This window comes from Arthrobacter sp. ISL-48, from assembly GCF_018613805.1.
In the GTDB taxonomy this organism is placed as follows: domain Bacteria; phylum Actinomycetota; class Actinomycetes; order Actinomycetales; family Micrococcaceae; genus Arthrobacter.
The window spans coordinates 978,560-1,000,298 of record NZ_JAGGPL010000003.1 but is presented as its reverse complement, the minus strand read 5'-3'; the positions used below and the strand labels follow the sequence as shown (position 1 = coordinate 1,000,298).

Genomic DNA, 21,739 nt, shown 5'->3' with positions numbered 1-21,739 from the left:
CTATCGCCGGCTCAAGGTGCGCTGGCGCGACCGCGATGCGAGCAGCCAGGACTGAACATCTTCAAGGCGGGTGCCGTCATCGGCGATGTGATGCCGAGTCCAGATGCCCTGGTTGTCCAGATGCCAGCTGGCTGTCTCCGGGTCCATGTAGCGGCGGAGCAGGTCCAGGACATACGTGACGTCGTCGGGGTTGGCCAGCTGCACCAGCGCCTCAACCCGGCGGTCCAGGTTGCGGTGCATCATGTCGGCCGAGCCGATGTACACCACCGGATCGCCAGCGTTGGCGAAGGCGAACACACGGGAGTGTTCCAGGAAGCGGCCCAGCACCGAGCGCACTGTGATGTTGTCGCTGAGGCCTGGCACACCCGGGCGCAGCGAGCAGATGCCGCGGACAATGACGTCCACCTTTACCCCGGCCTGGGATGCACGGTACAGCGAGTCGATGATTGCCTCATCCACCATGGAGTTCACCTTGATCTGCACCCGGGCGGACAGTCCCGCCCGGGCATTGCGGATTTCGGTCTCGATCCGGTCGATGAGCCCGGACCGGACGGACCGGGGTGCCACCAGGAGCCGTTTGAACGTTGACTTGGGCGCGTAGCCGGAGAGCTGGTTGAAAAGCTTGGACAGATCCTCACCAACCTGCTCGTTAGCCGTGAGCAGGCCCAGGTCCTCGTAGTACCGGGCAGTCCTGGGATGGTAGTTGCCTGTGCCGATGTGGCAATAGCGGCGCAGCCCGTCCACTTCCTGCCTGACCACCAGGGAAAGTTTGCAGTGTGTCTTCAGGCCGACGATTCCGTAGACAACATGGACGCCGGCCTGCTCTAGCTTGCGGGCCCACGAAATGTTGGCCTGCTCATCAAACCGCGCCTTGATCTCCACCAGTGCCAGGACCTGCTTGCCTGCCTCCGCAGCGTCGATCAGGGCGTCAACGATGGGGGAGTCCCCTGAGGTCCGGTACAGGGTCTGCTTGATGGCCTGGACCTTCGGGTCCGAGGCTGCCTGCTCCAGGAACGCCTGCACGGAGGTGGAGAAAGAGTCGTAGGGGTGGTGGAGCAGAATGTCGCGCCGGCGCATGGCAGCGAAGACGTTTGCGGCCTTGGACGTCTCGGACTCGTTGAGGTACCGGGAAGTGTGAGGCACATGCTTTGGGTAATGCAGGTCTGCACGGTCAATGGCCGCGATGACTGACAGCCCGCGGAGATCCAGGGGCGCGGGCACCGAGTAGACCTCGGACTCCTCCACCCCGAGTTCGCGGATCAGCAGGGCCCGGATATTGGGATTGATGTCGTGGGTGACCTCGAGCCGCACTGGAGGACCGAACCGGCGGCGCAGGAGTTCCTTCTCCAGCGCCTGCAGCAGGTTCTCGGCGTCGTCCTCTTCCACCTCGACGTCCTCGTTCCGCGTGACCCGGAAGATGTGATGTTCCAGGACTTCCATGCCGGCGAAGAGCTTGTCCAAGTGGACGGCGATGACTTCCTCCAGCGCGATGAAGCGGGCCACCCGCCCGGCCACGGCGCCTGCCCGGGGACCGTCGATGGAAATCAGGCGTGGCAGCTGGTCAGGCACCTTTACACGTGCAAAGAGTTCCTTATCGCTTACCGGGTTGCGGACCACCACTGCCAGGTTCAGGGAAAGGCCTGAAATATAAGGGAACGGGTGCGCGGGGTCAACGGCCAACGGGGTCAGGATGGGGAAGACCTTCTCGGCGAACATGGCACTGAGCTGCTGTTTGGCGGCGTCATCGAGCTCGTCCCAGTGCATGAGGTGGATGTGCTCATAGGCCAATGCGGGCCGGAGCTGTTCCGAGAAGATCTGGGCGTGGCGCTGCTGGAGGCGGTGGGCTTCCTCGCCGATCTTTTCCAGGACTTCAACCGGGCTGAGGCCTGCGGGCGACGGCACGGCCAGCCCGGTGGCGATGCGGCGCTTAAGCCCGGCAACGCGGACCATAAAGAACTCATCCAGGTTGGAGGCGAAGATGGAGAGGAAGCTGACCCGCTCGAGCAGGTGGAGGGTCGAATCCTCGGCAAGTTCCAGCACGCGGGAGTTGAAGGCGAGCCAGCTGAGTTCACGGTCGAGGAACCGGTCCGGCCGGATGTCCCCTTCGGGCTCCAGATTGGGTGCAAACTCAGGGATGTCGATCCGGTCCTGCGTCGCACGGGAGGCGGGGACTTCTGATGAACCGAAGCGGGCGCGAACCGGAGCTGCAGCACCTTCGGACGTGACTGTTCCAGCGGGTTCCGGTTTCATGGTCTCTCCTCTTACCTGGCGCTTGGTGCTGGCGCTCTCGGCCGACGCGGTTCTGTTTCAACCTTACAATCATTCAGCGCGGCGGAGTCCTGGATGCTCCTATGTGTGTCAACAAGGCAAACGAGCTGAGGACATGCTGCCAGCGCTCAGGGAGCTTGTGCATTGGGAAGACAGGCAGCTTAGCGGAACATCGCGTTCGGGCCTGTCTTGAGGTGTATGGAGGCTAGACTCCCGATCATGTTGTTGGAAACCGGTACGACGCGGCTCGTCAGTGAGTCCGAATCTTTAGTGCTGCGGTTCGGTGAAGAAAAACGATCGGATGGTCAGGGGGCCGGACGACGCCTGCTGTGGCAGGGGTCGGACCCCGCATTTGAACTCTCTTGGTGGTGCGGAACCTGCCCGCTGCTGTTCAAACGTCTGGAAGGTGCAAACGAGAGATTATCGCTTCCAGAAATGCAGCAGATCCTAAACTCGGGCATCGACAGAATCGATGACGGTGTGCTCGATGCGTTCACTGCACTTCTGCCCGGTGGATCCTACGTTCCCATGCTTCTAAGAGTTCAGCCCGAGTTGGTGTATCCGGGCCGTAAAGGAGATTACTTCAGCGAGGAACAGGTCGATACCTGGGGCGTGTCAGGATTCTGGGGTCTCCCCGAGTATCCGCAAGCGCCGTATTACCGTACGTGGCAGGCACCGGTCGATCCGTCGGCGCACGCATTCGAGTTCGTCGTCCCGATGGTGCCTCCTACCTGGAATGACGCCGATCGGGTGAAAGCGTACGCCCAGAAACTCTTAGGCTCGTCTGAGCTCACGGCCGTGGCTGTGTCGATTCTTGACGTTTGTCAGCCGGCGATGGACAACGGCACCGACTACTACGCCCACTGGGGTATTAGTCATTTTCTACTCGATGGTCACCACAAGATGCAGGCTGCGGCGGAAGCTCAGCGTCCGCTGCAGCTGCTGTCGTTGCTCTCGGTTGAAGGCAGTCTCGCTGATGGATCCGATGTAGAACGGATCGTCGAACTCCGGGCCCACCCTCAAGCACACAGGAATCCTGCCTCACCTCGTTGAACGGGTGGATTCGGTCGCGTCATCGTGCGTCGACAGCACTCGTTTGTGGGCGTGTTCCGTCGAAGCTCACGGCGCCTCCGCTAATGTCGCCATATGGAGCCCATCCGTCGATTCCCACCTGCTCTTTATGCTGCTGCCCTCGAGTCGTGGTCGTTTCTGGACTTCGCTGGCAAAAGCCCTCTCTTCACTTCACCCTTCGGTGACGTCTTTTTTCAGGCGGACAACGGCTTCTGGTTCCTTGATGTGCTTGCGGGTGAACTGAACCATCAGTGGTCGACTCAGGATGAGCTGAACGCTGAACTGAATTCACGTTCAGGGCAGGATGAGTATTTGATGATCAGTTTGGCTGGACAAGCTGAGAGCTCTGGTCTGCAACCAGGCGAGGGGGAGGTCTACAGCTTCCGCGTTCCGCCCGTGCTGGGAGGTGCAACAGAGGTCAGCAATATCGAGGTCAGTGACTTCGTCGTGGCCCTGGACATTGCCGGACAAATCCGTAAACAAGTTCTGACGCTCCCGCCCGGCACTCCAGTAAGCGGCATCTCTCTGTCGTAACCCGTCAAACCAGAACCGCGGCTGCCGGGACACGCGTCAGTGGTTGGACTGACCCGCAGCCACTGGAGCGTACATGACATCCACGTCCCACCGGGTGAACCCGAGGCCCCGGTACAGTGACACGGCCGGCGCGTTGCCGGCGTCGGTGTAGAGCATGACGGCCTGGAGGCCCAGGTCATGGAGATACTTGATGCCGGCCACGGTCAGGGCTTTGCCCAGGCCCATGCCCTGCGCTGCCGGTGCCACGCCCACCGCGTATACCTCGCCGATCGCAGGGTGGTCACCGTGCCGCGGATGGACCTTTGTCCAGTGGAAGCCCAGCAACTTCCCGTCGCCGTCCACTGCCAGGAGGAAGCCTGCGGGATCAAACCAATCCTCCGCCATCCGGGCATCCAGATCGGCCCGCGTCATCGAACCCTGCTCGGGGTGGTGGGCAAAGGCAGCGCGGTTAGCGGTGAGCCAGGCGTCCTCATCCTGGCCCGGCACAAAGGCGCGGAGCGTCACCCCGTCTGGAAGGGCGGCGTCGGGAAGAGTTGCTGTAGCGGTGGTCAGCCTCATCTTCCACAGTTCCCGCACGGGGCCATAACCGTACCTGGCGGCGAGTTCCGCCGCGGCTTCGTGGTTCCCGTGGGACCAGGCCTTAAGCCCGTCCAGGCCCCGGTTGGATTTCAGGGCACCTACGAGCCGGTCCGCCACGCCTTGGTTGCGATAGCTGGGATGGACGGCAATTTCCAACAGGCCGCTCCCGTCCGGCTCCTCAACCACCACTGCGAACCCGGCCAGGTCCTGGCCGGAGGAAGGGTCGGAGTCCTCGTCCGGCGCGTACAGGGCCAGAGTCAGGAGGGAGTGCTCTGCCGAATCCCCGGCGCGCAGGGTCACGACCGTCTGCTCTGACAGGGAGGGGTTGCCGTCCGATTCCTCGGCCGCAGCGAGGAGGGCCCTGCAGTCCTTCATCAGTTGGTCGTCCAGCCCGCCCCTGACAACGAGGACGGGCCATTTCTCCGGGTGCGCAGGACTCATGAAGCTAGGCTATACGTCCGGGCCGGATGGTGCGCCGATTTGATGGGCGCCCGGCAGACACGTATAGTCGTTATCTCGTCCGGTGGAACACGGCTGAATTCAGAAGAACCCAGCAGAATGACGCCGGATGCGAGGGGGATCCACCAGTGGGGTGGCCTCGATACGTTCGACCCGTATGTCCTCCACCACAGACAGCAACAGCCCCGGACCAGTTCAATTGGTCCGGGGCTGTTGCTTTTGTGTTCTGCTGTCTTTTCGAAAAGAGCCGTACTTCCTCAGAGCCGGCAACCGGCCTCAGGCCTCGGTCAGTTCGTCCTCCTGCTGCCGCACCAGCGTGAGGCGGTAGCCCACGTTGCGGACCGTGCTGATCAGGTTCTCGTGATCTGCGCCGAGCTTGGCACGCAGGCGGCGGACGTGGACGTCCACGGTCCGGGTGCCGCCGTAATAGTCATAGCCCCACACCTCGGTGAGCAACTGCTGGCGCGTGAAGACGCGTCCCGGGTGCTGGGCCAGATACTTCAGGAGCTCGAATTCCTTGAAAGTGAGGTTCAGTGCTGCGCCGTTGACGCGGGCCGTGTAGCTCGCTTCATCGATGACGACGCCGGCAGCACGGATTTCCGTGGGGACGTCCTCTTTGTCCGGCACGGCCCGTGCCACGGACAGCCGGATCCGGGCCTCCACCTCGGCAGGCCCCGCGGAATCGAGCACGATGTCATCCACTGCCCAGGCTGACGAAACGGCAGCCATGCCGCCTTCAGTAAGGATAAGCACCAACGGGGCGCTCAGGCCGGTGGCCTTCAACAGCTGGGTCAGGGACCGTGCGCCAACCAGGTCCTTACGGGCATCCAGGAGCACGATGTCGCAAGGATCCGTCTCAAGGAGGGCCGTGGGCTCCGCGGCGAGGATGTGTACGCGGTGGTTCAGGAGTTCCAAGGCAGGCAGGATGTCCACCGATGATCCGGTGCTGTTCGTCAGTAACAGGATGTGCGACATTATTCCTCCAAGGGGCGTCCGCGCATCTTTGGGCGACTGAACCGGGTTCTCACCGGCCGGTACTGTCTTACTGCTGCGGTCTGGGCCGTTGATGGAGATATCCGGCCGGCAACCGAAACAGGAAGCGTAGCTGAGCTTCGAGTATACCCAATGGGCGCCCCGCAGCTATGGATGTGGTGCATCCAGCGGTTCGTTTTGCGACATATCCCGGTCACATAAGGCAGGATTGAGCCAGTGGGCACAAAGCCCTGCCTTGGAGGGCGCAGCCGCCTTGCCAGGACCGCCGCCAGAATGGAATGCAGCGAATTGAGTGCAGAGTCGAAGCCGGGCACGCCAGAGCCGGGTTCCGTATGACCGCGGAGCTGCAGACTCCCGTACGTTCGCTGGGCTCGTGGACCATCGGGGTCTTCGGGGTGGCGGGGCTGGCTGCCATCATTGCCGGCGCCTACAGCTCGCGGGAGGCATTGACCGCCGTCGCAGTTCTTGTGGCACTCGCCGTAGGCATCGGCTGGCCACACTTCCTCCGGATCCCGGCGAAAAAGACGCTGGCCGCCGTTATCGGCCTTCCGGGCGCAGGATCGGCGCTGGCTGCCGGCTTCGTCCCGGCTCCCGGTTTCCTTGACTGGACTCCCGCCTTCATTGCCCTGGGAATGATGGCCGTCTTCGTGGTGCAGCTGATCCGCGGCACGGGCCAGGCGCAGCGGCTGGAGTCCACCCTGGGCTGTTGCGCCGGTGTGCTGCTTTCCTGCCTTGGTGCAGGCTGGATTGCCGGAGACCGGTTTAACGGCGTCCGGGAAATGCTCCTGGTGGCTGCGATCAGTGCCGCGGTAGCCCTGCTGGCCGGCCTGATCCGCTGGCCCGACAGCATCGTCGCACCGCTGGGCATCGTGCTCGCAGGACTTGCCGGTCCACTGGCAGGCATAATCTTCTCGAATATCGCGGTCCTGCCTGCGGCGCTCTTCGGAGTGGTGGTGGGGGCGGTGCTGGTCAGTTTCCGCCGGCTGGTAACGCTCCGGGGCGGTCCCTTGAATCTCCCGGCGGCCCTTAGTATGGGCCTGGCGCCCGTTTCCGCGGTAGGTTCACTGGCCTACTTCATAGACAAATTACTCATCTACTAAGCGTTAGGATGGCATCATGTCCGTACTTGCATTTGAAATTTTCTTCCTTGTCCTGCTCGGCATCGCCAGCCTGTCCATGGCCTGGTTCGCCGGCTTTGTGGTCTACCGCCTGTTTAAAGGCCAGAAGTAGACCCTTTCCGGAGCTAGCCGTTTTCCGAGGTAATTGCTGTGCCGATTGAGATTCCAACAGACCTGACCCCAGAACTTGTTCCGCTTTCCTGGCTCATTGGTGAGTGGGAAGGCCGCGGCCGGCTCGGCAGCGGGGACGAGGATTCGGAGCACTTCTTCCAGCACGTTTCGTTCACGCACAACGGGCTGCCGTACCTGCAATACCGCGCGGAAAGCTGGTTGACCGACGACGACGGCACCCTCCTTCGGCCGCTTACCGTCGAGACCGGGTTTTGGGCGCTCGAGCGCAAACAACTGGATGCCGACGGTGGTCCCGGCCTGGTCCCCGCGGACATCGTCCCGGCCCTCAAAAGCGCCGACGAGGTTGAGGCCCTGCGGAACAAGGATGGCGGCTTCGACATCTCTGTATCCATTTCCCACCCCGGCGGGATCTCGGAGCTGTACTACGGGCAGATCAAGGGGCCGCAGATCCAGCTCACCACAGACATGGTGATGCGCGGCAGTCATTCCAAGGACTACAGCGCCGCCACCCGGATCTTCGGGCTGGTGGACGGCAACCTCCTGTGGCGCTGGGACGTGGCCGCCGGCGGAACGACGCAGGGCAAGGGACTCGAGGCGCACGCGTCAGCCTTCCTGAAAAAGATCGTCTGACCTCCGGCGTGTGCCCAAACCGTCAGTAGACTGGGCTTTCAACGCTTCACCGGCGCCTGAGTGAACCAAGGGAGCATGGCCATGGATGCATCACGGAAGTCCACGGACTACAGCGACCTCAAAGCCCTCTTCTTCAACGGCACGCTCAAGAAATCCCCAGAACCCAGCAACACGGACGGCCTGATCAGCATCAGCCGCCTCATCATGGAGAAGCAGGGGGTCAGCGTCAGGGTCATCAGGACTGTTGACCACGACATCGCGAGCGGCGTTTATCCGGACATGACGGAACACGGCTGGCTTACGGATGCCTGGCCAGGGCTTTACCCGGCGGTGCAGGAAGCGGACATCGTAGTGGTGGCCGGTCCGATCTGGCTGGGGGACAACTCCTCCCAGACCAAGAAACTGATTGAGCGCCTTTACGCCCATTCAGGGGAACTGAACGACAAGGGGCAGTGGGCGTTCTATCCGAAGGTGGGCGGTTGCCTTATCACCGGCAACGAAGACGGCATCAAGCACTGCTCCATGAACGTCCTCTACAGCCTGCAGCACATCGGCTTCAGCATCCCGCCCCAGGCCGACGCCGGCTGGATCGGACCGGTGGGTCCCGGCCCCAGTTACCTGGACGAAGGTTCAGGCGGCCCGCAGTCTGACTTCACGAACCGGAACACCACGTTCATGACCTGGAACGTGTTGCATCTGGCGCGCTTGCTCAAGGACGCCGGCGGAATACCTGCCTATGGCAACCTTCCGGAAGAATGGAAGGCCGGCACACGATTCGATTTCGAAAACCCGGAATACCGCTGACCATCAAGGACTTCTAGTACATATGACTATTCACAGCCCACTGCTGTCGCGCCCCGGCGCCGTTGAGGCAGCCGGCGCGGACGCCGGCGTCGCCTCCCACTACGGTGAACCCCTGCGTGAGCAGCGCGCGCTGGCCGCAGGTACCGCCGTCGTCGATCTTTCCCACCGAGGTGTGGTCACAGTAACCGGGCCGGATCGGCTGAGCTGGCTGAACACGCTCTCCTCGCAGCACGTCACGGACCTGCAGCCTGGAGAATCAAGCGAGCTGCTCCTTCTGAGCATCCAGGGGCGGATTGAATTTGACGCGCGGGTGGTTGACGACGGCGGGACCACCTGGCTGATCCTCGAGGCCGCCGAAGCGGCGCCACTGGCAGAGTGGCTGAACAAAATGAAGTTCATGCTGCGCGTCGAGATCACGGACGTCTCGGCAGAGTGGGCCGTGCTCGGCGCTACCAAGGCCGTTGAGGAATGGTCGTCGATGCTTGCGTGGCGGGATCCCTGGCCCCACGTTGGTGCCGGCGGCTACGCGTACTCGGTGGTGGCTGAAACTGACCATCCCGGGCTGGACCGGCCATGGGTCGAGTACCTGGTGCCGGCAGCAGACCTGGCCGAGACGGTGGGGGACCGCCCCCTGGCCGGCGTCCTGGCCGCTGAAGCCCTCCGCATCGCCGCGTGGCGTCCGCGGCTCGGAGCGGAGACCGACGACAAAACCATTCCGCATGAACTCGACCTCCTGCGAACCGCGGTGCACCTGACCAAAGGCTGCTACAAGGGCCAGGAAACCATCGCGCGGGTGCACAACCTAGGCCACCCGCCACGGCGTCTCGTGTTCCTCCAGCTGGATGGTTCGCAGCACACCATGCCAGAGCCGGGCAGCCAGGTACTGCTCGGAGAGCGCAAAGTGGGCATGGTGACCTCCGTGGCCCAGCACTACGAGATGGGTCCTGTTGCGCTGGCGCTCATCAAGCGCTCCGTGGGTCCCGATGAAGTACTTACCGTCATGGATGGCGATGAACCATACATCGCGGCCCAGGAAGTGATCGTTGCTCCCGACGCCGGCCAGGTGGTGGGCCGCCAGACCGGATTCCTGAGAGGGACCCGCGCATGACTGAACCAGGCTTGCCGCCGCACGCCGGCCACCACATCGCCGACAAACCCGACGACGAGGCCGTCGCCCTCGCCCACACGCTGTTCCAGGCTGCAAGGGAAGGCGATACCGGCCTGCTGCTGGGCTACCTGGCTGCCGGGGCACCTGCAGGCATGACCAACGCTGCGGGCGATTCCCTGCTGATCCTGGCTGCGTACCATGGCCATGCTGAGACCGTGCAGCTGATTGTTAAGCACGGGGGAGACGCGAACGCGGCCAACGACCGCGGCCAGACCCCCCTTGCCGGGGCGGCCTTCAAAGGCTATACGGACGTTGCGCGCGTACTGCTGGACGCGGGTGCCGATCCTGACGCCGGTTCGCCTTCCGCGCGCGCGGCGGCACAGATGTTTGCCCGCACCGAAATCCTTGACATGCTCGGGCCTTAACCTGCGCGTCAGACAGTAACCCGTCCGGATAAACCGCTCCAGCCGGCGGAGCAGGCACCGGCCAGCCGGCAGCCCACAAGACGCAAGGATACCGATGGAAAACGTTGCAAGACCGTGGCCTGCCCTCTGGTCGCTGGTGATCGGCTTCTTCATGATCCTTATCGACACCACGATTGTCTCGGTGGCGAACCCCAGAATCATGGAAGGCCTCCAGGCTGACATCAACTCGGTGATCTGGGTGACCAGCGCCTACCTGCTCGCCTACGCCGTCCCGTTGCTCATCACCGGCCGGCTTGGCGACCGCTTCGGCCCGAAGAAGCTCTATTTGACCGGGCTGGTGGTCTTCACCGCTGCTTCGCTCTGGTGCGGCCTTTCCGGCGACGTCCAGACACTCATCGCGGCCCGCGTCCTCCAGGGCTTCGGTGCGGCGATGATGACACCACAAACCATGGCGGTCATCACCCGGATCTTCCCTCCGGACCGGCGCGGCGCGGCCATGGGCATCTGGGGCGCCACGGCCGGCGTCGCCACGCTGGTGGGCCCGATCCTCGGCGGCGTCCTGGTCGACTGGCTCGGCTGGGAATGGATCTTCTTCATCAACGTGCCGGTGGGCATCGTGGGTTTCATCCTGGCCCTGCGCTTCGTGCCCGCCCTGAGTACCCACCCGCACAAGTTCGACATTCCCGGCGTGCTGCTCAGCGCCGTCGGACTCTTCCTGCTGGTATTCGGCATCCAGGAAGGCGAGACCTACAACTGGGGCACCATCACCGGGCCCATCACGGTGTGGGGACTCATCATCGCCGGGATCGCCGTCCTCGCCATCTTCGTCGTGTGGCAGCGGATCAACAAGGGCGAGCCCCTGCTCCCGCTGTCCCTTTTTAAGGACCGCAACTTCTCCCTCGCCAACATCGGCATCACCACCGTGGGCTTTACCGTCACGGCCTTCAGCCTCCCGCTGATCTTCTACTACCAGATCGTCCGCGGCCTGACCCCCACGCAGTCGGCGCTCATGATGGTGCCCATGGCCCTTATCTCCGGCGGGCTCGCGCCTGTCGTGGGCAAGATCATCGACCGCGTGAATCCCAAATACATCACGTCCGGCGGGCTGCTGCTTATGGCCGTGGCGCTGTTCTGGAATTCGGCCCTGATGCATCCGGACACGCCGATCTGGTTGTTCCTGCTGCCCAGCGCCGTGCTCGGCTTCGCGAACGCCGGTATCTGGGCACCGCTGAGTACCACTGCCACGCGGAACCTTCCGCCGCGGCAGGCCGGGGCGGGGTCCGGCGTCTACAACACCACCCGGCAGATCGGCGCCGTTCTGGGCAGCGCCGCCATCGCCGTCCTGATCCAGTCACGGCTAGCAGCCGAACTTCCGGCGGCTCCTGGAGCCTCCGGCGGCGCCAGCCCGGTGTCGTTCGGCGGTTCCCTGCCGGCAGCGCTGCATGACGGGTTCGCGACGGCGATGGGCCAGTCGATCCTGCTTCCGGCAGCTGTGATCCTGCTCGGGGCCGCCGTGGCCCTGTTCTTCGCCAAGCCCAAAGCAGTGACGGGATGGAGTGGAGCGCCTGCCGCCGAGTCCCGGAGCGCGAGTCAGCCGAGGTGAACGCTGGTCTGGATGCCGCCCGTGGCCAGGCCCAGCTTCCGTCCCAGCGCCAGGGCGCCGGTGTTGCTGACGTCGGCGCGCCATTGCAGGGTGAGCCCGGCGGCCAGCGCCTCGTGCGCTGCGATCGACGCCGCCAAGGAACCGAGACCACTGCGCCGCCATTCGGGGTCCACGAGTACGCCCAGGTGGCCCAGGAGCCCTTCCCATTCTGTGCAGGCGCCGCAGGCCACGGGGACCCGGCGGCCATCCACCTCGTGGATGAGGGTGTAGCGGTTCTCCAGGTCTGAGAGCCCCACTTCGTTCACGTCGTCGGGAGGGCACAGGCCCTCAAGCTCGATGGCCTCCGGATTGCCGTGGGATACGGTCAGCTCTCCGGCAGGCTGCCCGAGGGGCAGATCGTCGGCGAAAAAGAGTGCGGCGGCTCCCAGCCCGTGGCCGCCATGGGAACGGGTGAGAGTCAGCAGGGTGACATGCTGTGCCATCTCTTCGTCCGGAATTCCAGCGGCCGCGTCCGCCACCCACTGGGGACCCACCAGGGCGGAACTCCCGAACAGCCTCACGAACTCTACGGTTCTTACGGAGTCGTCGGCCCTGACAATCCGCTTGCCCGATTTGAGCGACGTTGCGAAGGCATCGTCGTCGAGCCCCAGGCGCCTGGCCCAGGCGAGCTGGATGATTGCGGCGGAGCCGGGGTCAAGTGTCATGTCACCAGCCTAGGGCTGGAGGGCGGCTCAGCCGAACAGGACCGCTGCTTCGTCATAGCGGTTCTGCGGCACCGTCTTCAGTTTGCCGAGGGCTTCCTGGAAGCCCACGTGTTCAATGTCCGTGCCCTTGAGGGCCACCATGGTGCCCCAGTAACCTTCCACCACCGAGTCGATGGCGGCCATGCCCAACCGGGTTGCCAGAACGCGGTCAAACGCCGAAGGGACTCCGCCGCGCTGGATGTGGCCGAGGATGGTGGCGCGGGTCTCGATACCGGTACGGGCCTCCAGCTCAGGGGCGAGCTGGTCAGCGATGCCGCCCAGCCGCGGGCGGCCGAAGGTATCCATGCCGCGCTCGGAGTGGGGTGTTTCCATATGGTCCGGGACAAAGCCCTCCGCAACCACCACCAGGGGTGCGCGGCCTCGGTCATGGGCTTCCTTCACCCACTCGGTGATCTGGTCGATGCTGACTTTCTGCTCCGGAATCAGGATGGCGTGGGCTCCGGCGGCCATACCGGCGTGGAGGGCGATCCAGCCCACATGGCGCCCCATAACCTCGGCGATCATGCAACGGTGGTGGGATTCGCCGGTGGTCCGCAGTCGGTCGATTGCCTCCGTGGCGATCTGCACTGCAGTGTCGAAACCGAACGTGTAGTCCGTGGCGTCCAGATCGTTGTCAACGGTCTTTGGGACACCCACGATCTTTAGCCCGGCGTCAGTGAGGCGCTTAGCCGCGGCCAGCGTACCTTCGCCGCCGATGGCGATGATGGCGTCGATGCCCAAGCGCTCCATGTGGGCCTTGATGACCTCCGGTCCGCCGCCGTTTTCGAAGGGGTTGGTACGGGACGTGCCCAGGATGGTGCCGCCCTGCTTGGCGATGCCCCGGACCATGGTGCGGGGAATGTCGATGACGTCACCTTCAACGACACCGCGCCAGCCGTCAAGGAACCCCACGAATTCGTGTCCGTGGATGGCGATGCCTTTAAGGACCGCTCCGCGGATAACGGCGTTTAGTCCGGGGCAGTCGCCACCGCTGGTGAGAATTCCAATTTTCATGTCTCGGCTCAAATCCTGGTGTGAAGGTGTACAGGCAGAGCGCCACGCTGAGCTCACCTAGATTGTAGTGGTGAGTGTGGGTTACGACACAAACCGGTTACAAAGGGCTCCCGCTCCATTGCAGTGTCCGGCTGCCGTTCCTTCTGCCCCTTGGCCGCCACAGCAACAGGGGACATGCCAAGGGCCCCCACTCGAGAGAGCAGGGGCCCGCGGGCTGGCGTCAGGATCCGTTGATGGACCGTCTGTCGAGGAAGGTCTGGAGCGGGATGGTGTTCCGCTGGTCCGGCAGGACCAGCCACGCGGCCAGGTAGAAGACTACGGCCGGGCCGGGCAGGAGGCAGAAGAGCAGGAATGCGATCCGCACGAAGGCAACATCCACGTTGAGCTTGGCGGCGATGCCTCCGCATACGCCGCCCAGCCAGCGCTGGGGACCGCGTTGCAGGCCGAAGCCCCTGACGATGCTGAAAAACTTGTCCATGGGTCAAGACTTCCCTGTTGTTGGCTCGTTGTCACGTTTCCGGGCCGAGAGCAGGCCGCCCAGCACCAGTGCGACGCCGGCGCCGATCATGAGCCCGATCAGCACATATGTGCCGTTCAGGGTCACGATACCGAGCTGGGCGATGATGATCAGGGCGGCAAGTGCCATGACTATCAGGCCCCAGACGACGGTTCCCACCCTGGCCGTGGCAGGTCGGACAGAGCCATCGGGTTCCGCCATCGGGGTTTCCGCTGGATGTGAATCCCGTGCCGGATCTACGTTGCTCATGTCAGTTTCCTTCCTTGATGGTGACGTTGCTGACGGTGCCGTCGATCTTGATGACCAAGTGGCTGCCTGGCTTGTCGGTGTTGTAGCTGCTTTCCCGGGTGGAGATGCCGCCGCGGTGGTTGGCGCCTTCGCTGAGGTTGCCCAGGGTCATGTCGGCCTTGATGTCCACGGGGACGGTGTCAGGGATGACAACGGTGACGTTGCTCGCCGTGATGTCCAGGGGGATGACGACGTCGGAACTCAATGGAGCAGTTCTTTCCAGGGCCGTGAGGTCAATGGTTCCACGGCCGGCGGTGACGGAGAATCCGTCTCTGGCCTGTTCGAGGCTCGCCGGAGTCCAGTCAACTTGCTGGAAGCGTCCGCGGTCGCCGTTGCCCACCACGTTGAAGATTCCGCCGATCACCAGGGCCACGATGGCGAAGAAGCCCAGGATTCCCGAGGTCCGGCCACGAACTCCGGCGAGGAGGATGCCCAGGCCCAGGACAGCTGCTGCGCTGGCCCAAACGATCGCATTGGGCGAGTCACCGAGGTTGATCAGGTTACCGGCGTCGAGGGCTTTGAGCCCGCCGCCCACGAGGAGTGCGGCTCCCGCTGTGATGGCCACAGCCGGGGTGCCAGGACCGCCCGGCCGGACCTTGGGGGCCCGGACCGGGCCCTGGGGTGGCTGGTATCCGCCGCCGTACTGACCTCCGCTGTAGGGTCCGCCGCCGAAGGGCGGGTTGGGACCGGAAGGCGGTGCGGGTGCAGAGGGCGCGTTTCCCGATGAGCTGGCGGTAGGTGCCGAGTAGGGAGAGGTGTAAGGAGTCCCGGGGTAGGCTGCGGCGAACGCGGAGTTCGTGCCGGAACCTGCAGGTTGCGGTGTGCCGTTCATCGGGGCCCTGTTCCGGGCCTTGCTGCGTTGGGTCAGGTAATAGAGCAGGTAGATGGCGCCGCCAACCCAGAAGATGGTCCACAGGAAGCCGCCGAACCCGTTGTGGCTCCAGCCCCAGAATCCGCCGCCGAGGCCGGTGAGCCCCAATATTGTGGTGACGAGTGCACCTGTCATGCCGCTGGACCAGCGGCCGGCGCCAGCTTCCTGCACGTGGATTCGTCCGTCAGGTTCCGGGAGGAAAGCCCAGGCCAGGCCGTAGAGCAGGACGCCGATTCCGGCGAAGAGGGTCAGGACAATGAAGATGCCGCGGACGATCAGCGGGTCGATTCCCATCCGGTGGGCGATGCCGCTGGAGACACCGCCGATCCAGCGGTCGGGGCCGCGCTGGATGCCGTGGCTCCGGATCCAGGTGAAGAAATCCTGTGACTGGCCGGGCATTGTGGCGCTCGGATACTGGCCGGGATACTGCCCGGCGTATGCACCTGCGTTCTGGCCTGCGTTCTGTCCTGCGTTCTGTCCGAAGGACCCTTGCGGTGCTTCCGGCTGGGAGTCCTGCGGTGCATCCTGTGGTGAGGACGGTGGATGTGGCTGCACCGGTTCGGTGGATTGTTCCGTTCCCGGTTGAGGGAGTGGTTCGGTCGGGTTGCCATCGTCGGGGGTAGGTGTCTGCGAGTTCATACTTCGATCCTGCCGGTTGAGATGGCCGCGCCCTATTGGGGGACACCCTGAGCGGCCCCTGAGATACCCCCGGTTAGCGCCGGAAACCAGTCCGGGCAACCCTGATCCGTGTTTGGATTGAGTCATGACAACCGTCCCCGTCCGCCCGCCGCTGGTGCGCAGCAGCGATCGCCTTATCGCCGGAGTATGTGCCGGCCTTGCGGCACATTTGGGCTGGCCGGTCAGGAACATCCGGATCGGCATGGTCCTGGGCTCGCTCGCCGGCGGGGCTGGCCTTGCGTTTTACGCCTGGCTTTGGATTATGGTTCCCACCGCTGACGAAAGCGCCCGTCGCAACGCCCGGCGCCCGGCGTCGCCAATTGCTCCGGCGGTGAGCCAGCCACCGCCCGGAACGCAGGCCGGTGCCCCCTTTCCGCAAGCGCCCGGCACTGCCGCTGGTCCCCCGCGGTGGGGACATCCCGACGCCGGTGCTGCCGCCGGCGGTGCGCCCGGTTCTGTCGACGCCTTGCCCGGGGCCATCTACGCCGCGGTTGCCCGTCCGCCCTGGTTCAGGGCCCGCGGCCTGCGGTACGGCAAGGAGATCCTCCTGGGGGCCGGACTTCTCCTGGTCGCCGGCATCCTGATCGCCCAGCTCATGGGGGTCGATGTGCCTCTTGGCACCCTGATCCCGGCAGCGGCTGTGCTGGGCGGGGCGTCCATCGCGTGGATGCAGCTCGACGAGACGCGGCGTGCGGGGCTGGTGGACAAAACCAAGGCCGACCAGGCCGGCGGCTGGGCGCGGCTCGCGGCCGGGCTGGCGCTGGTGGTGGCGGGCGTGCTGGTGATGGTGTCCGGTTCCGGTTCGTGGGAGCAAACCTGGCTTGCACTGCTGGCGTCGGTGGCGGTCCTGGGCGGAGTGGTGCTCGTGCTTCTCCCGTGGGCCTTGAAGTTCTGGCGTGACCTCGAATCCGAACGTGCAGGCAGGATCCGCGAGACCGAACGGGCCGAGATCGCAGCCCACCTCCACGACTCCGTGCTGCAGACCCTCGCCCTGATCCAGCGCGGGGCCGGCAACGAGCACGATGTGGTCCGGCTGGCCCGGGCGCAGGAACGCGAACTCCGCAATTGGCTGTTCCAGGATCCAAGCAGGGACGCCGGACAACTCTCGGACCGGATCAAGGCAACGGCCGCGGAGGTGGAAGATCTCCTGGGCAACGCCGTCGAGGTGGTCAGCGTGGGGGATACCGCCATGACCGAGGGGCACGAGGCGTTGGTCCAAGCGGGACGGGAAGCCATGCTCAACGCCTCCCGGCATGGCGGCGGTACCGTTTCGGTATACCTGGAGGTCTCCGGCGGCCGCGCCGAAGTTTTCATCAAGGACCGCGGTCCTGGCTTCGAGCTCGGCAATGTACCCGAGGACAGGCTGGGCGTGAGGGAGTCAATCATCGGCAGGATGAAGCGGCACGGCGGTACTGCATCGATCGTCAGCACCCCCGACGGAACCGAGGTGCGGCTTGGACTGCCAGCAATAAACATGGACAATGCGGAAGGGAAGCCATGAACAACGTGCCCGGGGCCCCAACAGGCCCGATCCCACCCAGGGCACCTGTCCGGGTGGTGATTGTGGATGACCACGCCATTTTCCGCTCGGGCCTCAAGGCGGACCTGGACGCCAGTATCCAGGTGGTGGGCGAAGCCGCCACCGTGGAACAGGCCATCGGTGTGATCGCGCAGGAACGTCCGGAAGTGGTGCTCCTGGACGTTCACCTGCCGGGCGGACTGGGTGGCGGCGGCCGGGAAGTGATCGCGGGTTCGGCGGCGCTCCTGGCCACCACCAAGTTCCTGGCGCTCAGCGTTTCGGATGCCGCCGAGGACGTGGTGGCGGTCATCCGTGCCGGGGCCCGGGGCTATGTCACCAAGACCATCTCCGGGGCCGAAATCACGGACGCCGTGTTCCGGGTGGCCGGCGGTGACGCCGTCTTTTCACCCCGGCTCGCAGGGTTTGTCCTGGACGCCTTTGGAACGGCCCCGGCAGACATCGCCGGCGACGAGCTGGACCGGCTCTCCGCCCGCGAGCTTGAGGTCATGCGCCTGATCGCCCGCGGGTACAGCTACAAGGAAGTGGCCAAAGAGCTCTTCATCAGCATCAAGACCGTGGAGACCCACGTTTCCGCGGTGCTGCGGAAACTCCAGCTCTCAAGCAGGCACGAGCTCACCAAGTGGGCAGCGGAGCGCCGCCTCCTCTAACCCCTCCCAGACGCTCTCTCACATCCTGCAGCCTTTCGCCCAACCCTCTCTCACTTCCTGCGGCCTAATTCCAAACGCTCTCTCACATCCCGGGCTTAAACCAAAACGCTCACTCACAGAGTGAGCGAGCGTTCAGGTTTTTGTTGCGAAAAGTGAGAGAGCGTTGGGGAAAGGCGTGCGTAAGGTGAGAGAGCGTTGGTTATTGCGCCTTGCCCAGGAAGTCCTGAAGCCTGGCAACACCGGTGGCCAGGTCGTCGTCGCCCAGGGCGTAGGAGAGACGCAGGTAGCCCGACGGGCCGAACGCCTCGCCCGGCACCACAGCCACTTCGACCTCGTCCAGGATCAAGGTGGCCAGCTCAGCGGAAGTCGACGGCGTTGAGGTGCCGTTCGCCGTCGGGAACTCCTTGCCCAGCAGCGCGCGGACATCCGCGTACACGTAGAAGGCGCCCTTCGGCGTCGGGCATTCGACGCCAGGAATCGCATTGAGTCCGGCAACGATCGCCTTGCGGCGGCGGTCGAACGCAACCTTCATTTCGTCGACGGCGGTCAGCGGGCCGGAGACGGCGGCGAGGGCTGCTACCTGCGGGATGTTGGAGACGTTGGACGTTGCGTGTGACTGGAGGTTGGTGGCCGCCTTGATGACGTCGGCCGGGCCGATCATCCAGCCCACCCGCCAGCCGGTCATGGCGTAGGTCTTGGCCACGCCGTTCAGGATCACCACCTTGTCGCCCAGTTCCGGGGCGGCTGTGGCGATGGACGTGAACGGGACGCCGTCGTAGGTCAGGTGCTCGTAGATCTCGTCGGTGACCACCCACAGACCCCTGGCAGCGGCCCATTTGCCGATCTCTGCCACCTGCTCCGGGGAGTACACAGCGCCCGTGGGGTTGGACGGCGAGACGAACAGCAGGATCTTGGTCTTGTCCGTGACGGCTGCTTCCAGCTGGTCCACGGTAACCAGGTACTCCTGTTCCGGACCCGCGAAGACCTCCACAGGGACGCCGCCGGCGAGCCGGATGGCCTCCGGATACGTCGTCCAGAACGGGGTGGGGACAATCACTTCGTCGCCCGGATCCAGCAGGGTGGCGAACGTGTTGTAGACGGCCTGCTTGCCGCCGTTGGTCACCAGCACCTGGGAGGCCTCAACGGCGTAGCCGGAGTCCCGGAGTGTCTTGTCAGCAATGGCCTTCTTGAGCTCCGGCAGGCCTCCGGCCGGGGAGTACCGGTGGTATTTGGGCTGGCTGGCAGCGTCAATGGCCGCCTGGACGATGTAGTCCGGGGTGGGGAAGTCCGGCTCACCCGCGCCGAAACCAATAACCGGCCGTCCTGCTGCCTTAAGCGCCTTGGCCTTGGCATCAACGGCCAGGGTTGCGGATTCGGCAATAGCGGATATGCGCTGGGAAACGCGGGCGGCAGACATGGCAGGTCCGTTCTTCGCTTGCAGCTCGTTGGCTGAATGGTGGAATTCGACGTGATCTACTCTATGCTGTTCAGCGGATCGTTCGGGTTGCCGGCATGGATGTGACTGCAGGTCAGATTGCGTATGCAGGTGGAACGGACGGCCCGGAACGAGGCTGGTTCGACGTAGGCGAAGTTGTTGCGTAGACTGGTTCTCCGGTGTTGAAAACACGGATGATGGCGTGCGCCCCAGTGGAAGCTGGCAAGTTCGGCAAGGAATGGTTTTCGATCCATAGGGTAGTGGCGCAATTGGTAGCGCAGCGGTCTCCAAAACCGCAGGTTGCAGGTTCGAGTCCTGTCTGCCCTGCGCAAGCTGTCCCAGCGAAATGCCGGGGCAAGCGCAGCAACCATGGTTCTGATCAGGACCGGGTAATCCAACATTGCACAGATGAGTGAGGACCAGGTGACCGAAACAGCTGCCAGCAGCTCCAAGGGCCGCCCAGCTAAGAAGGCCGCCAAGGCAAGCCTCTTCGCTCGCATTGCACTTTTCGTCCGCCAGATCATCGGCGAACTGAAAAAGGTTGTTGCACCAACCCGCAAGGAACTGATTAATTACACGCTCGTGGTGCTGGTGTTCGTGGCCATCATGATGGTCATCGTCAGCCTGCTGGACATCGGTTTCGGAACCGCTGTCAGCTGGGTCTTCGGCGGCATCGCCCCCACGGACCGATAAGGCGACCGTCCGCAGGCTGCGTGGTCTCTGTCCGCTAAACCGGAAGGGATCCACGGGGCGTGCGGAGTTGAGCCATTTAAATAGGCATGTTAGGCAATGAGGAAGCAGGAGACCAAGTGTCTGAGCAGGAGCTCGAGGTAACCGAGACTGAGCTGGAAGAGTCCACGGACGTCACGGCAGAAGCCGGTGAAGAGTCTGAGGTTGATTCCGCTGCGCCCGAATCCGCCGACGCCGATTCCGACGACACCGACGCGTCCGAGGTAAACGACACCGACGCGTCAGAGCCAGACGCCGCTGATGCTGACTCCGAAGAGGCAGACGCCCTCGCCGCCGCGGCCGCCAAGGCCGACGTCGATCCGGCTGAGGAGTTCAAGGGCAAGCTGCGCCGCCAGGAGGGTGACTGGTACGTCATCCACTCCTACGCCGGGTACGAAAACCGTGTGAAGGCGAACCTCGAGACCCGCATCCAGACCCTGGACATGGAAGATTACATCTTCGAAATCCAGGTGCCGATGGAAGAGGTCGTTGAGATCAAGAACGCTCAGCGGAAGGTCATCAACCGCGTCCGCATCCCCGGCTACGTGCTGGTCCGGATGGACCTGACGGATGCCTCCTGGGGCGCAGTCCGCCACACGCCGGGGGTCACCGGCTTCGTGGGCAACGCCCACAACCCTGTGCCTTTGCGCCTGGACGAAGTGTTCTCCATGCTTGCCCCGGTCTTCGAAGAAGAGCAGGCCGAGAAGGGCAAGCCGGTCAACAAACAGAACCAGGCCCCGGTTGACGTCGACTTCGAAGTCGGCGAGTCCGTCATCGTCAAGGAGGGCCCGTTCGAGACCCTCCCCGCCACGATTTCCGAGATCAAGGTGGAATCCCAGACCCTCGTGGTGCTGGTCTCCATCTTCGAACGCGAAACCCCGGTCACCCTGGCATTCAACCAGGTCACCAAGATCTGATTCCCCTGGAATTCGGCCCGGAACTGCCCGCTTAGCAGATCCGGGACGGCCGGCCGCCTCGCCATGGCGGCCAAAAACCTGAGGCACGCTCCTGTGTCCCAGGACGTTATTGAGAGAAGGACCCTACATTGGCTCCCAAGAAGAAGGTCACCGGCCTCATCAAGCTGCAGATCCAGGCAGGTGCCGCTAACCCGGCTCCGCCGATCGGTCCTGCGCTTGGCCAGCACGGTGTCAACATCATGGAATTCTGCAAGGCGTACAACGCTGCCACAGAAGCCCAGCGCGGAAACGTTATCCCCGTGGAAATCACGGTTTACGAAGACCGTTCATTCACGTTCATCACCAAGACCCCGCCGGCTGCAGAGCTCATCAAGAAGGCTGCAGGCGTTGCCAAGGGTTCACCCACGCCGCACACCGTCAAGGTTGCCAAGCTGACCCAGGCCCAGGTCAACGAGATCGCCTCCACCAAGATGGAAGACCTCAACGCCACGAGCCTTGAAGGCGCAGCAAAGATCATCGCCGGCACCGCCCGCTCCATGGGTATCACCGTCGAAGGCTAATTGGCCCTCACCGCTGCTGCGGCGCCGGAATCGGGAAACCGAAGACGACGACGGGCGGCACCGCCGGGCAACCGGC

At 64.0% G+C, this 21,739-nt stretch carries 22 protein-coding genes and 1 tRNA gene; 14 read left to right on the top strand and 9 right to left on the bottom strand.

All coding sequences use genetic code 11. From position 1 onward, the window contains the following. Complete coding sequence (locus tag J7E83_RS08480) at positions 1-2,250, bottom strand: RNA degradosome polyphosphate kinase (protein ID WP_214960794.1); 2,250 nt, start codon at positions 2,248-2,250, stop codon at positions 1-3. Positions 2,251-2,487: 237 nt separating this feature from the next. Between J7E83_RS08480 and J7E83_RS08475 the strand changes: the two genes are divergently transcribed. Together J7E83_RS08475 and J7E83_RS08470 are read left to right on the top strand one after the other, a co-directional pair. After that, on the top strand, positions 2,488-3,321 hold the full coding sequence (locus J7E83_RS08475) for a hypothetical protein (RefSeq protein ID WP_214960792.1): 834 nt from the start codon (positions 2,488-2,490) through the stop codon (positions 3,319-3,321). A 93-nt stretch (positions 3,322-3,414) separates the two neighbouring features. Further along, positions 3,415-3,873 (top strand): T6SS immunity protein Tdi1 domain-containing protein, encoded by a 459-nt coding sequence (locus tag J7E83_RS08470; RefSeq protein ID WP_214960790.1) that lies wholly within the window; start codon positions 3,415-3,417, stop codon positions 3,871-3,873. A 36-nt stretch (positions 3,874-3,909) separates the two neighbouring features. On the opposite strand, the gene mshD is transcribed toward J7E83_RS08470, so the two are convergent. After that, complete coding sequence (gene mshD, locus J7E83_RS08465; protein WP_214960789.1) at positions 3,910-4,893, bottom strand: mycothiol synthase; 984 nt, start codon at positions 4,891-4,893, stop codon at positions 3,910-3,912. Positions 4,894-5,187: 294 nt separating this feature from the next. Continuing rightward, positions 5,188-5,886, bottom strand: a complete 699-nt coding sequence (locus J7E83_RS08460) for a response regulator transcription factor (RefSeq protein WP_214960787.1) — start codon at positions 5,884-5,886, stop codon at positions 5,188-5,190. Between the two features lie 350 nt (positions 5,887-6,236). On the opposite strand from J7E83_RS08460, the gene J7E83_RS08455 reads away from it, so the two are divergent. From J7E83_RS08455 to J7E83_RS08430, 6 genes are all read left to right on the top strand, one after another. After that, positions 6,237-7,004, top strand: coding sequence for a permease (locus J7E83_RS08455; protein WP_214960785.1), 768 nt, complete (start codon positions 6,237-6,239; stop codon positions 7,002-7,004). A gap of 168 nt (positions 7,005-7,172) precedes the next feature. Beyond that, positions 7,173-7,784, top strand: coding sequence for an FABP family protein (locus tag J7E83_RS08450; RefSeq protein WP_214960783.1), 612 nt, complete (start codon positions 7,173-7,175; stop codon positions 7,782-7,784). Positions 7,785-7,865: 81 nt separating this feature from the next. Continuing rightward, positions 7,866-8,588 carry a flavodoxin family protein gene (locus tag J7E83_RS08445; RefSeq protein ID WP_214960781.1) on the top strand — a complete coding sequence of 241 codons (723 nt, stop codon included), beginning with the start codon at positions 7,866-7,868 and terminating at the stop codon, positions 8,586-8,588. Between the two features lie 22 nt (positions 8,589-8,610). Continuing rightward, entirely contained in the window at positions 8,611-9,696 is a 1,086-nt protein-coding gene (locus J7E83_RS08440; RefSeq protein ID WP_214960779.1) for a folate-binding protein YgfZ, read from the top strand. Further along, entirely contained in the window at positions 9,693-10,121 is a 429-nt protein-coding gene (locus J7E83_RS08435; RefSeq protein ID WP_214960777.1) for an ankyrin repeat domain-containing protein, read from the top strand. The genes J7E83_RS08440 and J7E83_RS08435 overlap by 4 nt, the downstream gene beginning before the upstream one ends. Before the next feature lie 94 nt (positions 10,122-10,215). Further along, positions 10,216-11,724, top strand: coding sequence for a DHA2 family efflux MFS transporter permease subunit (locus J7E83_RS08430; protein ID WP_214960775.1), 1,509 nt, complete (start codon positions 10,216-10,218; stop codon positions 11,722-11,724). On the opposite strand, the gene J7E83_RS08425 is transcribed toward J7E83_RS08430, so the two are convergent. The 5 genes from J7E83_RS08425 to J7E83_RS08405 all read right to left on the bottom strand — a co-directional run bounded on the left by J7E83_RS08425 (position 11,712) and on the right by J7E83_RS08405 (position 15,796). Further along, the gene (locus J7E83_RS08425) at positions 11,712-12,428 is read right to left on the bottom strand and encodes a GNAT family N-acetyltransferase (protein ID WP_214960773.1); all 717 of its coding nucleotides are present in this window, start codon (positions 12,426-12,428) and stop codon (positions 11,712-11,714) included. The genes J7E83_RS08430 and J7E83_RS08425 overlap by 13 nt on opposite strands. A gap of 27 nt (positions 12,429-12,455) precedes the next feature. After that, complete coding sequence (locus tag J7E83_RS08420) at positions 12,456-13,481, bottom strand: ATP-dependent 6-phosphofructokinase (protein ID WP_214960771.1); 1,026 nt, start codon at positions 13,479-13,481, stop codon at positions 12,456-12,458. A gap of 220 nt (positions 13,482-13,701) precedes the next feature. Further along, positions 13,702-13,959 carry a PspC domain-containing protein gene (locus J7E83_RS08415; RefSeq protein WP_214960769.1) on the bottom strand — a complete coding sequence of 86 codons (258 nt, stop codon included), beginning with the start codon at positions 13,957-13,959 and terminating at the stop codon, positions 13,702-13,704. A gap of 3 nt (positions 13,960-13,962) precedes the next feature. Beyond that, a complete protein-coding gene (locus tag J7E83_RS08410) occupies positions 13,963-14,199 on the bottom strand; it encodes a hypothetical protein (protein WP_214961110.1) in 237 nt (78 codons plus the stop codon). Positions 14,200-14,248: 49 nt separating this feature from the next. Further along, positions 14,249-15,796, bottom strand: a complete 1,548-nt coding sequence (locus J7E83_RS08405) for a PspC domain-containing protein (protein ID WP_214960767.1) — start codon at positions 15,794-15,796, stop codon at positions 14,249-14,251. A 124-nt stretch (positions 15,797-15,920) separates the two neighbouring features. Here J7E83_RS08405 and J7E83_RS08400 point away from each other — a divergent pair, with 124 nt between their 5' ends. Both J7E83_RS08400 and J7E83_RS08395 read left to right on the top strand, forming a co-directional pair. Continuing rightward, positions 15,921-17,336: an ATP-binding protein gene (locus J7E83_RS08400; RefSeq protein ID WP_214960765.1), complete on the top strand. Its 1,416-nt coding sequence runs from the start codon at positions 15,921-15,923 to the stop codon at positions 17,334-17,336. Continuing rightward, positions 17,333-18,022, top strand: coding sequence for a response regulator transcription factor (locus J7E83_RS08395; protein WP_214960762.1), 690 nt, complete (start codon positions 17,333-17,335; stop codon positions 18,020-18,022). The genes J7E83_RS08400 and J7E83_RS08395 overlap by 4 nt, the downstream gene beginning before the upstream one ends. Before the next feature lie 199 nt (positions 18,023-18,221). On the opposite strand, the gene J7E83_RS08390 is transcribed toward J7E83_RS08395, so the two are convergent. Beyond that, complete coding sequence (locus J7E83_RS08390) at positions 18,222-19,439, bottom strand: pyridoxal phosphate-dependent aminotransferase (protein WP_214960760.1); 1,218 nt, start codon at positions 19,437-19,439, stop codon at positions 18,222-18,224. Between the two features lie 272 nt (positions 19,440-19,711). On the opposite strand from J7E83_RS08390, the gene J7E83_RS08385 reads away from it, so the two are divergent. The 4 genes from J7E83_RS08385 to rplK all read left to right on the top strand — a co-directional run bounded on the left by J7E83_RS08385 (position 19,712) and on the right by rplK (position 21,663). Then, positions 19,712-19,784 (top strand) — tRNA-Trp (locus J7E83_RS08385). A gap of 81 nt (positions 19,785-19,865) precedes the next feature. Beyond that, a complete protein-coding gene (gene secE / locus J7E83_RS08380; protein WP_214960757.1) occupies positions 19,866-20,150 on the top strand; it encodes a preprotein translocase subunit SecE in 285 nt (94 codons plus the stop codon). 116 nt (positions 20,151-20,266) lie between these two features. Continuing rightward, complete coding sequence (gene nusG, locus J7E83_RS08375) at positions 20,267-21,103, top strand: transcription termination/antitermination protein NusG (RefSeq protein WP_214960755.1); 837 nt, start codon at positions 20,267-20,269, stop codon at positions 21,101-21,103. Between the two features lie 128 nt (positions 21,104-21,231). Continuing rightward, positions 21,232-21,663, top strand: coding sequence for a 50S ribosomal protein L11 (rplK, locus tag J7E83_RS08370; RefSeq protein ID WP_190987336.1), 432 nt, complete (start codon positions 21,232-21,234; stop codon positions 21,661-21,663). Positions 21,664-21,739 lie beyond the last annotated feature (76 nt).

Excerpts from the sequence above, each read along its gene's own strand:
- J7E83_RS08480 (WP_214960794.1), bottom strand. The coding sequence starts at position 2,250 with ATGAAACCGGAACCCGCTGGAACAGTCACGTCCGAAGGTGCTGCAGCT.
- J7E83_RS08475 (WP_214960792.1), top strand. The coding sequence starts at position 2,488 with ATGTTGTTGGAAACCGGTACGACGCGGCTCGTCAGTGAGTCCGAATCT.
- J7E83_RS08470 (WP_214960790.1), top strand. The coding sequence starts at position 3,415 with ATGGAGCCCATCCGTCGATTCCCACCTGCTCTTTATGCTGCTGCCCTC.
- mshD (WP_214960789.1), bottom strand. The coding sequence starts at position 4,893 with ATGAGTCCTGCGCACCCGGAGAAATGGCCCGTCCTCGTTGTCAGGGGC.
- J7E83_RS08460 (WP_214960787.1), bottom strand. The coding sequence starts at position 5,886 with ATGTCGCACATCCTGTTACTGACGAACAGCACCGGATCATCGGTGGAC.
- J7E83_RS08455 (WP_214960785.1), top strand. The coding sequence starts at position 6,237 with ATGACCGCGGAGCTGCAGACTCCCGTACGTTCGCTGGGCTCGTGGACC.
- J7E83_RS08445 (WP_214960781.1), top strand. The coding sequence starts at position 7,866 with ATGGATGCATCACGGAAGTCCACGGACTACAGCGACCTCAAAGCCCTC.
- J7E83_RS08440 (WP_214960779.1), top strand. The coding sequence starts at position 8,611 with ATGACTATTCACAGCCCACTGCTGTCGCGCCCCGGCGCCGTTGAGGCA.
- J7E83_RS08435 (WP_214960777.1), top strand. The coding sequence starts at position 9,693 with ATGACTGAACCAGGCTTGCCGCCGCACGCCGGCCACCACATCGCCGAC.
- J7E83_RS08430 (WP_214960775.1), top strand. The coding sequence starts at position 10,216 with ATGGAAAACGTTGCAAGACCGTGGCCTGCCCTCTGGTCGCTGGTGATC.
- J7E83_RS08425 (WP_214960773.1), bottom strand. The coding sequence starts at position 12,428 with ATGACACTTGACCCCGGCTCCGCCGCAATCATCCAGCTCGCCTGGGCC.
- J7E83_RS08420 (WP_214960771.1), bottom strand. The coding sequence starts at position 13,481 with ATGAAAATTGGAATTCTCACCAGCGGTGGCGACTGCCCCGGACTAAAC.
- J7E83_RS08415 (WP_214960769.1), bottom strand. The coding sequence starts at position 13,959 with ATGGACAAGTTTTTCAGCATCGTCAGGGGCTTCGGCCTGCAACGCGGT.
- J7E83_RS08410 (WP_214961110.1), bottom strand. The coding sequence starts at position 14,199 with ATGGCGGAACCCGATGGCTCTGTCCGACCTGCCACGGCCAGGGTGGGA.
- J7E83_RS08405 (WP_214960767.1), bottom strand. The coding sequence starts at position 15,796 with ATGAACTCGCAGACACCTACCCCCGACGATGGCAACCCGACCGAACCA.
- J7E83_RS08400 (WP_214960765.1), top strand. The coding sequence starts at position 15,921 with ATGACAACCGTCCCCGTCCGCCCGCCGCTGGTGCGCAGCAGCGATCGC.
- J7E83_RS08395 (WP_214960762.1), top strand. The coding sequence starts at position 17,333 with ATGAACAACGTGCCCGGGGCCCCAACAGGCCCGATCCCACCCAGGGCA.
- J7E83_RS08390 (WP_214960760.1), bottom strand. The coding sequence starts at position 19,439 with ATGTCTGCCGCCCGCGTTTCCCAGCGCATATCCGCTATTGCCGAATCC.
- secE (WP_214960757.1), top strand. The coding sequence starts at position 19,866 with ATGAGTGAGGACCAGGTGACCGAAACAGCTGCCAGCAGCTCCAAGGGC.